Consider the following 12,976-nt stretch of genomic DNA (forward strand, 5'->3'; position numbering starts at 1 on the left):
ACAGTCATGCAAAGCCATGAAATCGACATGGACCTCGAGGAGTTTCGGGGGATCCTGGGGGAAGCCCTGGCGGAGGGAGGAAGTCAACACCTTCTGAGGCTCACCGACGAGGAAATCGCCGTCCTCGACCCGGAGTCGCTCGAGAAATGCATTGCCCCGACTCCCCGGCTTGCCGAGCTCTCGCGCGAGGAGCGGGAGTGGGTCTACGCCACAGCTCTGCGTTCCCTCGTCTCACGCGAGGCTGTCGAGGTCGCGAACATCGATGAACTCGACGCCGTCCTGCGCACAGCCCAGGAATCGGGAGCACAGGGAGCGGCCGACAGGCCTTCCGGTGTCGACCTGGATCTGCGGATCACACCTGAGGTGAGCCTCGCTCTGACTCTCCGACGCACGGCTTCCAGGGCTCTCGCCGTCGAGCAGCACACCTCCGGTGGTGTGGCTCATGCGATCGTCTACATCCACGCCGCGGACCTCTACCTCGTGGAGCGGGTCACAGCAGGTGGCCTCCACATGTTCACGCTGGCCGGCTCCGCCAAGGACGCTGCCCATGTCGTGCAACTGCTGGTCGATCCGTTCGACGTCGCGGACAAGGACGGTCGGGTGCACCGACTCACTCCGCAACAGATCAACGACGAGAATGTGGGCAGCCCTCTCAGCGAGGCGATCAACTCTGCCCTCGTCGTCGGACAGTTGGTCCTGCTTTCCGGCCGACCCGGTCCCCTACTGACGACATACGCCACGGAACGGGCATTGTGGACTGTTTTCGTCGAACACCCCGATGCCCCTTCGGGCATCGAGGCTCGGACGGTCAGCAAGTCCTCATTGAGCAGAATGATCCGCCGACTCATCGCCCTTCCCGACGGCCAGGAGCCACAATGAGCCGCGAAACCGACTGTCGCGAGGACCTGCGCAAGCTCAAGAAGTACGCCGATGAGCTTGAGCAGGCCGTCGACAACGTGCAATCTCTTTGCGGTGAGAGCACATGGAAAGGGCCGAAGAGCGAACGCTTCCGAAGTGAGTTCGACAGACACAAAAAAGAGATAAAGAACGCTTTGACCGATGCGCGGGCGGCCATGGCGCATGCCCTCAAGCGGGTCGAGCAAGAAGAGGCCGACAAGAAGAAGACCGGCAGCGGGAGTTAGTCCATGGGAGGAAAGCAGCAGGTACTCGGCGGCACCGCAACGCCATCCGAAGGGCGTCGCCTTGCTGCTGTGATCCTGGACGCCCTGGTTGCCCTAGCGGGTGGGTTCATCACGGTGACCGCAGTGTCCATCGACGCGGCCGGCCAAGGCCCGGCAGCGCTGCCACTGGCGTCTCCGGCCCTTTGGGCGACGGGTTTGTGGGCGGCACTCGCGTTGTCCTTCGCTAACCATGTCCTGCTCACGATGGTGACGAAGGGCAGCTTGGGAAAGCTGATCACGGGCCTGAGGGTCGTCCGGACGTCTGGTGAAGATCGTGTCGGATTCGTCCGTCTCGTGGGGCGATGGCTCTTCGGCTTCTACTGGTCGATCGTCTTCGTTCCTCTCCATCTGGCAACGGACAGCGGCGTGGAACAACAAGACGCGGTGGGTCTGCGTATCGTGCGTCGAACGAAGCGTGTCTGAGGCAGATCAAGAGAGACGAAGTGCTGCGATGCCCTTCAGCTCCCGGCCTCGCGGGCGACACCGAGCCCTGATCGGCGTTGGTGTCGCGATCGCGACAGTCTCCGCATTCGCCATGTACCGAGCTGCATCCGGTGGCGCGGGCAGTCAACCGGTCGAGGTCGAATTCGTTCTCGGCGGTGGGGCCACGACGGGCAACCCTGCCGGAGACGCAGCGGAGGACGCGCAGTTGGCGATCATGGGAAGTTCCGCGGACTCGCGGCCGCCGACGGCACTGTGTACCTCTTCATCGACGACGAGCAGGGGACGGTGATGTGGAAGCGTCAGCCTTCCGGTGTGACCTCGAAGGTCCCCCTCGTAGGCATGAACAGCCGGACAGCCGAGCAGGCAGCGGTGGCATCCGACGGGACCGTGTATCTCGCCGCCGACGGATTGGTACCGACGGCAGGCTGTATCCGCTGGTCGGGGCCGAGGATCCCGGTAGCATCGAGGAGCCTCAGCGCCCATTCGAGAGCATAGGGCGGGCACTCGACGCCGAGATCGCGGGGGGGGATCTCTCAACGCATCACGCGGCGATCTCGCGGCTCCCCTCAATCGCCCCGAAGTCTACTATTCCGATGCGCCAAAGACATTTTCTCCCCCATTTTCGAACGATTAGCGTTGAGATGGAGAAAAGTCTCCTTCGCAAGAAGATTTCATCAAAAACTTGGTGCCGGGCAAGGCGGTCTACCGCATCTCGGCGTGCCATTGGTCGGCCGTCTTGCCGACCCAGGACTTCCTTTTATCCCCTACGTCCTGAGCGGCAGATTTGTGAAGGTTTCTGAGGTCTTTCACCTTATCGTGCAGGTTACGCTTCAGCGCCTCGAGACGAGCTCGATACGGATTGTCGACTTCCGGCTGTTCGGACGCTTCTCCCACAGTTCCCTCCGGAGGTGATTCACGTTGATGCTGCGAACACTTGCAGGAGCGCTACGAACTCGCACTATGGAGCATCCCGTGCAACAACCGCAAGGAGATGCAGGGCTGGGCAGAACGGATGACGGACTTCGACCATTTGCGATAGTGTCTGGTGCGACGAACACAGGGTTCGTCAGGCTTCGACACACGGGGAGGCAGGTCATGACACTCAAGGGCGCAGACACCACTCGACTTCGCAGTCTTTCAAAGACCTTCAAGGCTCAGCACACCAACCTTGACGAGCTGATTCGAGCGATCTCGAAGGGAACGCTCGAGAGTGAGGACTTTTGGAAAGGCCCGCGGGCCAACCGATTCCGCAGCGAGTGGGACAAGCTGAAGCCCTCCCTGACGAACTTCCTGCAGTCTCTTGAAAATGCCCAGAAGGAGACCACGGACGCGGCCGACGCGAACGACCGCATCAACGACTAGTTCGACGTCGGCGACTCTGCCGATGAGCAGGGGGAGGCCGGACAGCCAAAAGACTGTCCGACCTCCCCTTCTTCGCACGTGCATGACCTCACTCCGGCAGAACTGCCTGGGCCGGCATCGCTTCGCCGGCCTGCACGAATAGCCCCCGCCCGGTAGGACCGCCGCCGACGTTGGACGGCAGTCGGATACTGAACATCTCGCCGTCCTGCGAGCCCTGCGGTGCCAGCAGAAACCCGGTGCGGGAGCGGCGCGCCTGCACGACGAACCCCCGGTACTGCGAGGACAGAGTGTCGACGGCTCCTGCCGCGATCACACCAAGGCCGCCATCCATGCCGCGTTTGACGACCTCTTCCAACGCCTCGTCGAGCGGCGTGTCGTACAACAGTTCCGCGTCGTCGACCACTACGACATAGGGTCCCCGCGCTCTGCTGATCAACGCCTCCAACTCGTCCTCGGTGCTCTCACCATCGAGGGAGCCAAGCACGCCCGGCATCGTGGCCAACTCCCGCAGAGGTGACCGCCGCGGGGTTATCAGGATGACCTCGGTTCCCCGCCGCAGCAGAGAGCTGGTCGCTGTGATCAGGGTGCTGGAGCGGCCGGACTTCGGGGGCCCCGAAATGACGAAGCCCGGCCCCCCGTCTTCCAGGTCCACGCCCAGCGGTTGCAGTTCGTCTCCTCCTACCGCGAAGAGGGCCCAGAGGGGCGAGACCGGAGCGAAGTCGGGTAGCAGCGACATGGCTTCGCGTGTGCCGATGCGAGCCGGCAGCACGTCGACCCGGATAGGGCGCTGATGCTCCGTCACCTGGAGTCCACAGTCAGTCACCGAGCGCGAGATCTCCTGCAAGGCCGCCACCTGCGCCTGCCCTGCTGGGCTCTCTGCGAGCAGCGCCAACTGGCTCTCCTGCACCCCGTCGTCCGTGGCCTTGAGCGCCCTTCCGGTCGGAACGTCTTTAGGGACGTCTTTGCTGGACAAGCCGGCAAGGGCGTAATCCGCCTGGTCGGCAAGACGCAGTACGAGACGTTCGCTGAACGAACTTGAGATGTCGCCGGTGAGTCCGCTGCGGTCGGTTGTGAGGACTACCTTCACTCCGACCGCGGCACCCTCTCGGAACAGCCGTTTGGCCGCGTCGACGAGTCGTCCGTAGTCGTAGCTCTCGAAGGCCTGGCGAAAGGCGTCCCAGCCGTCCAGGAGAACCACCATCCACGGAAGCCGATCCGCCGGATCAGCTGCCGCCCGCTGTTCCGCGGCACTGGACTGCCCTCTCTCGGCGAGGAGCATCTGACGTCGGGAAACCTCGCTCAGCAGCCGTCCCAGTAGCCGGTCGACACGCGGGGTCTGATCACGTGTCACTACTGCGCCGCAGTGCGGAAGGCTGGTGAGCGGGAGCAGCGCGTTGGCGCCACAGTCGATGCCGTATACGTGTACGTCGCGAGGGGAAGCGGTACGGGCGACGGCTCCCGCGATGGTTCGCAGGGCGGTCGACCGTCCCGAACGAGGGCCACCAGCGATCATCAGGTGTTCGCCGTCCGCCAGATCAAGGGCGAGCACCTCGCGAGCCTGTTGGGCAGGAAGGTCGGTGAGCCCGAAGGGCACGGAGGCCACCGAATCGCCGCTGGACTTCCCCGTAGGCAGCGACTCCAGATCCGCGAGAGTCACCTGCGAGGGGATGGGAGGGAGCCAGGGGCTGCGCGGCTGCGCGCATCCGAGTGCCTTGGCGCCGTCAGCAATCGCGTCGACCAGCACGGCGAGGTCGGTCACCATGGTCCCGTCGTCCTCGTCCTGCACAGCGCGTGGCAGGGGGCGACCATACGCGGTCCAGTCGAGGAGGCTCACGGTCACATCAGGAGCGGTGTCGGCTCCAGGGCGCCGCCCTCCGATGCGCGCGGACTGCACCCCGACGAGCGATTGTGACCCGGACCGCACGTAGCAACGCCCTGGTGTGGATTTGGAGATGTTCCCCGCGTCGGGTGCGTCGATGACGTCACGCGATTCCTCGGCGTTGGTGACGCGTAGGGCGATGCGCAGGTTCGTGTTCGCCCTGATGTCGGCGCTGACCACGCCGGCCGGACGCTGAGTGGCCAGCACGAGATGAACACCGAGCGATCGACCTCGCCTTGCGATGTCCACGAGCCCGGCGATGAAGTCGGGCAGCTCCGCCACCAGGGAGGCGAACTCGTCGATGATGAGGACCAGCCTGGGCATCGGCTCCAGTTCCGGCCGGAAGCGCCGGGCATCGTTGTAGTCCTCGATGTCCTTTGTGGCTGCTTCGAAGAGGATCTCCTCGCGACGTCTCAGCTCCGCAGCCAGCGAGGCCAGCGCCCGCTCGGTCAGGTGGGCGTCAAGATCGCTCACCATGCCCACTGTGTGAGGCAACCTGGCGCAGTCCTGGAACGCACTCCCTCCCTTGTAGTCGATGAGAACGAAGTTCAGTGCGTCCGGTGTGTTGCCCACGGCCAGAGACGCGATGATCGTCTGAAGGAGTTCCGACTTACCGGCTCCCGTGGTACCGGCGATCAGCGCATGCGGGCCGTCTCTGCGGATGTCCAGTAGGTACGGCCCGTCGGCTGCCAGGCCAATGGCCGCAGTCGTCGTCGACCCTCCACGCTTCCAGATCGCAGCGATGTCGGCACCGGCCGGGTCGGGCATCTGAAGCAGCTCGAGCAACCTCGCGGCAGTGGGAAGCGCGCTGTCCGCGTCGTCACGACTCACGTCTCGCACCGGCGCCATGGCCCGGGCCGCTCGCTCACACCAGGCGACGGACACCTGATCGGCCAGCACATCCCCGACAGCCTCATAACCGTAACCGCGCAGGTGGACGGAGCTCGACGTATCGGGCGGCCAGCAGACTGCTGTGCGGCACTCCTCCGGGAGGAGCCGTTCGTCTTCGTCGACGCAGAGTGCGAAGATGCCGTGCCCCGGCCCCTCCTGCAGCAGTTGGGGCACGCCGGGGATTCGCCGCAGCAGTCTGGCGCCGTCGAGGACGACCAGCACGTGCGGATCTGGGCGCAACACACCCAGACCGCCGCCCTCCCGGGCCGCGGCTTGCCTTCGCGCCAGTTCGTTCAACAGTTCGTGAACACGTCTCGCGACAGACTCGGCATCCGTTCCCAGCAACGCCACACAGTTCTGGCCGTGTTGCGGTATGGCATGCGGAAGCCACTGGGTCCAGCTCCAGTTGTCGGCAGCGTCAGAGGCCGACGAGAGGACGACGAGCGAAAGGTCACGAGGGCTGTGAAGCACTGCGGCTTGTGCGGTCATCCAGCGCGCGGTGCCAACGGCGCGGTCCCGATCGCCGGCGACCCCCACCACCCCGAGCTCAGCGAAAGGAAGCGTCATCGGCACGTTCGTGACGATCGGCGGCTCCGGATCTTCTGCCTCGATCCCGCTCGCACGACCGTTCACCAACTCGATCTCGGCCTTGAGGTCGCTGAAGCCGACACGAAGGTGCATCGCGTCCGGGTCTGTGATGCGACGCTCCCAGAGGCGCCTGCGGGGCCCCGTGGCGAAGACGAGGAGTTGCCCGGGATCGGGGAACGCTTCGCGGCGGCGGCGCTGGTCACGCTCCGCCAGCCGCTTGAGCTCCGCCTCGTGTTCCTCCTTCGCCTTCTTGTACTCCTTCATCGCCGCGCGGTACTTCTTCTTGCCGTGCCGCCGGTCGCTGAACCACTGTCCGAGCATCATCAAAGGCGACAACAAGCAGAAAAGAAGCATGTAGATCGTTTTGGTGACGAAATACATGCCCGCGCCGAAGAACAGCGGCAACAGCATGGAGAGGAGCTGAAAGCGAATCCCCTCGTCCTTGCCTGGCGGAAGGGGAACCGTGAGCCTCGGCCTGGTCAGGGGGGAGGACAAGCGGGGCGGGCGGTTGTAAGCGAGTCCCCCCTCACCCGTAGGAGAGAGGTGCGCATCCGGTTCACCTGGTTCCTCGAGGCTGAAGAGCGAATCGCCGGCCCTGAGCAGCACACCGGGCTCCCACTTCTGTGCAGCGGAAACCTGCTCGTCGTCGAGGTACAGCAGGGCGTCGCCATACGGTGCGATCTCGACGTGGCCCTTGATGTCGACGGTCACCCGGGCCGCCACTGCCGCCAACCGGACGTCCTCGACCCCGAGCGTGCATGTGTCGGCAGAACCGAGAGTGGCGACCCCCACCGACAGGCGGGCGACGCGTCCCGCTCCGGGACCGCCACACACCCGGACCTCGTACCTACCGGTCGGCTCGCCCGCGGCCAGGAAGGGCCCGATGGCGTCATCGGTCGTGATCCGCGCACCGTCCCTGAGTGCATCGCCGACAGGTGCCTCGGGTGGGAAGGGACGCCCGTCCACCCATAGCGCCGTGGAGACTGTCTTGAGGGGCCACGAATGCTTCAACCCGCGAAGAGGCTCGATGCCGCCTGACGCCAGGTCACCTGACGCGCCCCGGCCTCGCTGAACGCGGCTCAGCGCCTCGGCCAACTCGACCGCTGTCACCGCTTTGTCGGCGCTGATCATCGCGTCCTGAGGTGCGACTCCTTCTTGAATCAAGGTCGCCCGCACTCGCATCAAGACGTGCCCCCTCCCCTTCAGTGCCCCACGGTAAGACCGGACACCGAGCCTAGCCCGCCCCGGCGGGGGCCTCGTCGCGTGGAGGTCGGATCGAAACACGAGGCTCGCCCGGCACTCTGTGGCGCTCGACGGAGACCACTGGCCCACCTAGCCGGGATGACCCACTTCCTCCAGCGAAACCTTCGGAGCGAACGCCTGCAAAGCATTCACGAGACGTTCACGGTCGAGAGTCCACAGGTTGATGTGCCTGCTGGCCAGAAAAAGTTCGTGATCGACGTGGGAAGCGAGCCGAGTCGTCTGTTCCGGACTGAGCGAGGAGTTCGGGCCTGGAAGCGCCGGTGCGCCCGGGCGGCGGCGCAGTCCCACGTAGCGCATGGGCGTCATTGCCGCCGTCGCCTGGTCCCAGAGGACCACGGCTGTGATGTCGGACCACGGCACGAATGCGGTCTGACGTGCATGGCGTGCGGGTGCCCCTCCGAGGGTGACACCTCGTTCGTCGACCCGGAGGGCGACGAGCCGCCTCACCCACGCGCCGCTGACAAGCTGGAAAGGGGTCCAGGAGTATCGAGCCTCGTACACCGACGAGCGAGATGTGGCCATGCGGCGATGTTCGCATGAGCAGCGAAGTCGACATGGTGACCACAGGTGCGTTTGGGTGGACTCGCTTAGAGCGGTCCTGCGGAGGCCCACCTCCGGGCGGGGGCGGCTGCTGGGCCTACGCGAGGTGCTGCGCGCGAACCGACGTCCGCGGCGTGGTCAAGCCGCAGGCGTCGGGTGCGGGTGGCGACCTTGACTAGGGCTGGAGCAGTTCCACCTTTACGTCTGCCGGGAAGCCTGTTGTGGGGCCGACGCGGCGGGCGAATTCTGTTACCGCTGCGAGTTGGGCGGGGCCGAAGCGGAAGTCGAGGGTGGTGAAGTACTGCTCCAGGACCCGTTCGTCGAAGGCCTCCCAGCGGGCTGCCTGTTCGGCGACCTTGGTGACCTCCTCCAGGGAGAGGTTGCGGGAGGCGAGGAAGGCCTCGTGGACCTTGCGGGTGATGACCGGCTCGCGTTCCAGGTAGTCGCGGCGGGCCGCCCAGACCGCGAAGACGAACGGCAGGCCCGTCCACTCCTTCCAGAGCGCGCCGAGGTCGTGGACCTCCAGGCCGTACGTCGGGCCGTCCAGGAGGTTGGCTCGCAGGGCCGCGTCGCCGATCAGGACGGCGGCCTCCGCCTCCTGCATCATCAGGCTCAGGTCCGGCGGGCAGGTGTAGTAGTCGGGGCGGACGCCGTAGCGGTCCGACAGGAGGAGCTGGGCCAGGCGCACCGAGGTGCGTGAGGTGGAGCCCAGGGCGACGCGCGCGCCGTCCAGTTCCCCCAGGGGGACCTTGGAGACGATCACGCAGGACATCACCGGGCCGTCGCAGCCGACGGCGATGTCGGGGAAGGCGACCAGGTCGTCGGCGTTCTTCAGGAACTCGACGAGGGTGACGGGGCCGATGTCCAGGTCCCCGCTCACCAGCTGTTCGCTGAGCTTCTCGGGGGTGTCCTTGGTCAGCTCGAAGTCGAGGAGCGTGCCGGTTCTCGCGAGCCCCCAGTAGAGGGGCAGGCAGTTGAGGAACTGGATGTGGCCCACGCGGGGTCGGTTGCGAGAATTGTCCACATCGCGAGACTAGACCCCGTCCGGTACGCTCCTGTCCCCGGCCCCTCGGTCAACCGCTTCTCCGGATGTTCAAACATTCGGGTGACGTGATCTTGACCTCTATTGCGTTCGGCTGCCCGCGTGCTAGGCTCGCCGCAAGTTGCAGTTTGGTTTCCCTTGCAGTACAGAGCCTGCGGAGCATGTAACCGCGGGCTCTCGTCGTTTTCAGACGTATGCAGTTGTGCGGCACTGTTTTCACACTTGCAGGTTCTGGAGCAGGGCAACCCTTTGGGCCCAAGGAGGGCTTATGGCTACCGGAACCGTGAAGTGGTTCAACGCCGAAAAGGGCTTTGGCTTCATCGCCCAGGAAGGCGGCGGCCCCGACGTCTTCGTCCACTACTCCGCGATCAACGCGCAGGGCTTCCGTTCCCTGGAGGAGAACCAGCAGGTCTCCTTCGACGTGACTCAGGGTCCGAAGGGCCCGCAGGCGGAGAACGTCACCCCCGTCTGATCGTCACGTCCGTGACATCGCAAGTCTGAGAGCAGTACCCAAGGAGCCCCGCGCCACTGTTGTGGCGGTGGGGCTCCTGCCTTTGCCTGTGGCGCTCGGGCGGGGGGGGCTTCACTCGGGGGAGTGGTTTGGGTGCCGCCGATCGGAGGTTGGTCGGTGGGCGGTGGTGGTGGGTGTGGGGGCGGTGGGGGGGTGCTGGTTGTTGTGGGGTCACCCGGGTGGGGGTTGGGGGCGTGTCGCTTCGGTGTGTTTTTCGCCCCCGCCGCCCCTTCCCATCCCGTCCCTGGGGGCTGCCGCCCCCAGGCCCCCGCTTCGGCCCTGGACGGGCCTCGTCCTCAAACGCCGGACGGGCTGAGTCACCCCCAGCCATGCCGGACGGGCTGAGTCAGCCCCAGCCGTGCCGGAGGGGCTGAGTCTGCCCCAGCCGTGCCGGAGGGGCTGAGTCACCCCCAGCCTGTCCTCAAACGCCGGACGGGCTGAGTCGCTCGCGCTAGCCTCGCAGTTCATGACCGCTCGCGACTTTCTCTCCGACACCCGTGCCTTCTACGACGCCGTCGCCGGTGATTACGCCGAGGTTTTCTCCGAGGAGCCGGCTCGGCCCATGGATCGGGCGGTGCTCGGGGGGTTTGCCGAGATCGTCGGGCGGGGTGGGGTGGTGGTCGATCTGGGGTGTGGGCCGGGGCGAGTCACGCGGTATCTCGGGTCGCTCGGGCTGGTGGTGTCCGGGGTGGACCTTTCGGAGGGGATGCTCGCCGTCGCCCGGCGGGAGAATCCGGGGATCGCGTTCGAGCTCGGGTCGATGACGGACCTCCCGCACGAGGACGGCTCCGTCGACGGGGTCGTGTCCTGGTACTCGTCCATCCACACGCCCGAGCCGGAGCTGCCGGCGCTCTTCGCCGAGTTCCTGCGGGTCCTGCGCCCCGGCGGGCATCTGCTGCTCGCCTTCCAGGCCGGGGACGAGGTCCAGCGCCACGACCAGCCCTGGGGGCACCCCGTGGCGCTGGACTTCCTGCGGCGGGAACCCGAGCTGATGACCGGGTTGCTCCTCGCGGGCGGGTTCGAGATGCGCTCGTGGACCGTGCGGGAGCCTGAGCCCTCCTTCGGCGAGAAGGTCCGGCAGGCCTATCTGATCGCCCGCAAGCCACAGGGCGAGTGAAGGGCCCTCCCGCCTCACGCCGCCTTCGGCAGGATCTCGCGGCAGTCCTCCCACGCCGCACGGCTCAGCAGCGGGCGGAGGCGGGTGAACAGCGCCAGCAGGTCCGGGCCCCACCGGTCGCGGAACTCCGGGTCGTGCGCGGCGAGGTCGAGCTCGTTGGCGGCGGTGAGGTCTGCGAAGTCGCGCAGGGTGCGGGGCGCGGGCGTCCACTGGACGCCGGAGAAACGGTCGTGGAAGCAGGGGGCCGGGCCGGCCAGGCCCGGGTACGTCGCCCCGCGGTCGCAGCTCGCGTACAGGTATACGATCGCCTCCGCCTCCCGCCCGATCACCCGGGCGAGCTCGGAACGGCGCTCCAGCGGGAGCAGACCGTCCGGGAAGCCGTCGGTGCCGTAGAAGGCGTGGCAGAGGCCGGCGGTCTGCAGCGCCGGGCGCGCCTCCCACGCGGCGAGCCGGGAGCGTACGCGGCGCACATGGGCGAGGAGCGTGCCACCCGGGTGCGCCAGCGCGCCCGCGCCCAGATCCCGCAGCAGCGCCTCGGCTCCCTCGACAGACACGGCTTCGGTCATGGCAGCGGCCCCCTTCCTCCGGGCGACGAGGGTCGGCACCCGCTCCCCCCTCCTGGCGTCCGGACGTCCACGGGGGTGCGGAGCGGGTTGCCGCCCAGGGCCCCGGGGAGATCGTCGTACGGCCCCAACTGCTCAGTCAATCCTAAGGATTTGTAGCCATCCCCAAGTCTAAGCTTGGCCCTCATGACGCTGGAGGATCTGCGGGTGTTCGTGGCCGTGTGCCGGGCGGGCAGCCTGAGCGCGGTCGCGCGGGAACTGGGGTGCACGCAGTCGGCCGTGAGCCAGCACGTCAAGCGCCTCGAACGGGAGACGGGCGTGGGCCTGCTGGAACGCCGGCCGCGCGGAGTCGTGCCCACGCAGGCCGGCCGGATACTCGAGGCCGCCGCCGCGGAGGGCATCGCCGGACTCGGTCTGGCGCTGCGGCAGGTGCGCGACCTGTCCGACGGCGTCAGCGGGTACGTCCGCGTCGCCACCGGCGCGACGACCGTACGGCACTTCATGTCCGACGCCCTCGTCGCGTACCGCCGCGCCCATCCCGGCGTCAACCTGGAGTTCCGTACGGTGAGTTCGGGCCGCGGCTCCTTCGACGCGCTCGCCGACGGCACACTCGACCTCGCCTGGATCACCCTCGGCCCTCCGGTGCGCGGCATCGAGCAGCGGCGGGTCGTCGACCTCCCCTGGATGCTCGCCGTACCCGCCGACGACCCGCTCGCCGGCCTCCCCCACGTCGACGTCGCCGACCTGCGCGACGTACGGCTGATCCGGCTGCCCCCGAACTCCGCCTCCGCCGCCCATCTCGACGCCTCCTGCGCCCGGTTGGGCGTCCGCTTCTCCTACGACACCGGTGTCGCCGACTGGGACACCGCGCTGCTCCTCGCCGAGCTGGGCGTGGGCCGCGCGGTCGTCCCCGCCCTGCCGGGCCTGTCCCAGCCCGCCGACGGCGCCCTGCGCCTGATCCCCGTCCCCGCGCTGCGGCCCCTCCCCGTCGGCTGGGCCGTGCGCCGCTGGGACGCGCTGAGCCCGCCGGCGCGGGCCTTCGCCGACCTCGTCATCGAGCAGCGCGGACGGACGGCCTCGGCGTCTCCCGGTGCGGCGGACTGAGCGCCAGCTCGGCCCACACCGTCTTGCCCACCTCCCGCTCCGCGACGCCCCACGTCGTGGCCAGCACGGTGACGAGGACCAGCCCCCGCCCGCCCTCCGCGTCCGCCTCCGTCACGATCCGCAGCCCCCTGTCCCCCCGCGCGTCGCTCACCTCGATCCGCAGCAGGCCCTCCGGGAGCAGCAGCAGACGCAGCTCGAAGTCCCGTCCCGGCACCCGTCCGTGCGTGACGGCGTTGGCCGCCAGCTCCGCGACGACGTGCTGCGCGGTGTCGCTCACCTCCCCGTCGTGCGGGTAGCCCCACGCGTCGAGCTGTTGCGCGGTCAGTCTCCGCGCCAGGCGTGCGCCCCGGGGCGTCGCGCTCAGCCGCAGGGCCAGCTCGCCGAGGGGGGTCGGGATCCGGGTGGAATTTTCGGAGTTCACCTCACCGAGCGTGGCCGGTTGTCTCTACTCTGACCAGGGGCGACCTGGCGACTCTCCGTAGCCGTACGGA

Annotated in this window: 12 protein-coding genes; 7 read left to right on the forward strand and 5 right to left on the reverse strand. The window is 67.3% G+C overall.

Annotated features, from left to right (window positions below):
* Positions 1-27 precede the first annotated feature (27 nt).
* The 4 genes from ACFYXA_RS21105 (at position 28) to ACFYXA_RS21120 (ending at position 2,987) form a co-directional block, all read left to right on the forward strand.
* Positions 28-879: a hypothetical protein gene (locus ACFYXA_RS21105; RefSeq protein WP_351332929.1), complete on the forward strand. Its 852-nt coding sequence runs from the start codon at positions 28-30 to the stop codon at positions 877-879.
* Positions 876-1,142, forward strand: coding sequence for a hypothetical protein (locus tag ACFYXA_RS21110; RefSeq protein ID WP_351332926.1), 267 nt, complete (start codon positions 876-878; stop codon positions 1,140-1,142). Before ACFYXA_RS21105 ends, ACFYXA_RS21110 begins: the two co-directional genes overlap by 4 nt.
* A gap of 3 nt (positions 1,143-1,145) precedes the next feature.
* Positions 1,146-1,604, forward strand: coding sequence for an RDD family protein (locus tag ACFYXA_RS21115; protein WP_389034889.1), 459 nt, complete (start codon positions 1,146-1,148; stop codon positions 1,602-1,604).
* A gap of 1,116 nt (positions 1,605-2,720) precedes the next feature.
* The gene (locus ACFYXA_RS21120) at positions 2,721-2,987 is read left to right on the forward strand and encodes a WXG100 family type VII secretion target (RefSeq protein ID WP_351332920.1); all 267 of its coding nucleotides are present in this window, start codon (positions 2,721-2,723) and stop codon (positions 2,985-2,987) included.
* Positions 2,988-3,075: 88 nt separating this feature from the next.
* Here the strand turns inward: ACFYXA_RS21120 and ACFYXA_RS21125 are convergent, their stop codons facing one another.
* The 3 genes from ACFYXA_RS21125 to ACFYXA_RS21135 form a co-directional block, all read right to left on the reverse strand.
* Positions 3,076-7,476: an FtsK/SpoIIIE domain-containing protein gene (locus ACFYXA_RS21125; protein WP_389034893.1), complete on the reverse strand. Its 4,401-nt coding sequence runs from the start codon at positions 7,474-7,476 to the stop codon at positions 3,076-3,078.
* A 201-nt stretch (positions 7,477-7,677) separates the two neighbouring features.
* Positions 7,678-8,130, reverse strand: a complete 453-nt coding sequence (locus ACFYXA_RS21130) for a hypothetical protein (RefSeq protein ID WP_389034896.1) — start codon at positions 8,128-8,130, stop codon at positions 7,678-7,680.
* 193 nt (positions 8,131-8,323) lie between these two features.
* A complete protein-coding gene (locus ACFYXA_RS21135) occupies positions 8,324-9,172 on the reverse strand; it encodes a menaquinone biosynthetic enzyme MqnA/MqnD family protein (RefSeq protein WP_389034900.1) in 849 nt (282 codons plus the stop codon).
* A 286-nt stretch (positions 9,173-9,458) separates the two neighbouring features.
* On the opposite strand from ACFYXA_RS21135, the gene ACFYXA_RS21140 reads away from it, so the two are divergent.
* Together ACFYXA_RS21140 and ACFYXA_RS21145 are read left to right on the forward strand one after the other, a co-directional pair.
* Entirely contained in the window at positions 9,459-9,662 is a 204-nt protein-coding gene (locus ACFYXA_RS21140) for a cold-shock protein (protein WP_003974443.1), read from the forward strand.
* Positions 9,663-10,167: 505 nt separating this feature from the next.
* Positions 10,168-10,818, forward strand: coding sequence for a class I SAM-dependent methyltransferase (locus tag ACFYXA_RS21145; RefSeq protein ID WP_389034905.1), 651 nt, complete (start codon positions 10,168-10,170; stop codon positions 10,816-10,818).
* A gap of 14 nt (positions 10,819-10,832) precedes the next feature.
* Here ACFYXA_RS21145 and ACFYXA_RS21150 read toward each other — a convergent pair whose 3' ends face one another.
* A complete protein-coding gene (locus tag ACFYXA_RS21150) occupies positions 10,833-11,384 on the reverse strand; it encodes a DUF6817 domain-containing protein (protein WP_389034908.1) in 552 nt (183 codons plus the stop codon).
* A gap of 183 nt (positions 11,385-11,567) precedes the next feature.
* Between ACFYXA_RS21150 and ACFYXA_RS21155 the strand changes: the two genes are divergently transcribed.
* The gene (locus ACFYXA_RS21155) at positions 11,568-12,485 is read left to right on the forward strand and encodes a LysR family transcriptional regulator (protein ID WP_389034911.1); all 918 of its coding nucleotides are present in this window, start codon (positions 11,568-11,570) and stop codon (positions 12,483-12,485) included.
* On the opposite strand, the gene ACFYXA_RS21160 is transcribed toward ACFYXA_RS21155, so the two are convergent.
* The gene (locus ACFYXA_RS21160; RefSeq protein ID WP_389034914.1) at positions 12,433-12,906 is read right to left on the reverse strand and encodes an ATP-binding protein; all 474 of its coding nucleotides are present in this window, start codon (positions 12,904-12,906) and stop codon (positions 12,433-12,435) included. The two genes, ACFYXA_RS21155 and ACFYXA_RS21160, sit on opposite strands and share 53 nt — an antisense overlap.
* Positions 12,907-12,976: the final 70 nt, after the last annotated feature.

The sequence above is a fragment of the Streptomyces sp. NPDC002566 genome, from assembly GCF_042889585.1.
In the GTDB taxonomy this organism is placed as follows: domain Bacteria; phylum Actinomycetota; class Actinomycetes; order Streptomycetales; family Streptomycetaceae; genus Streptomyces.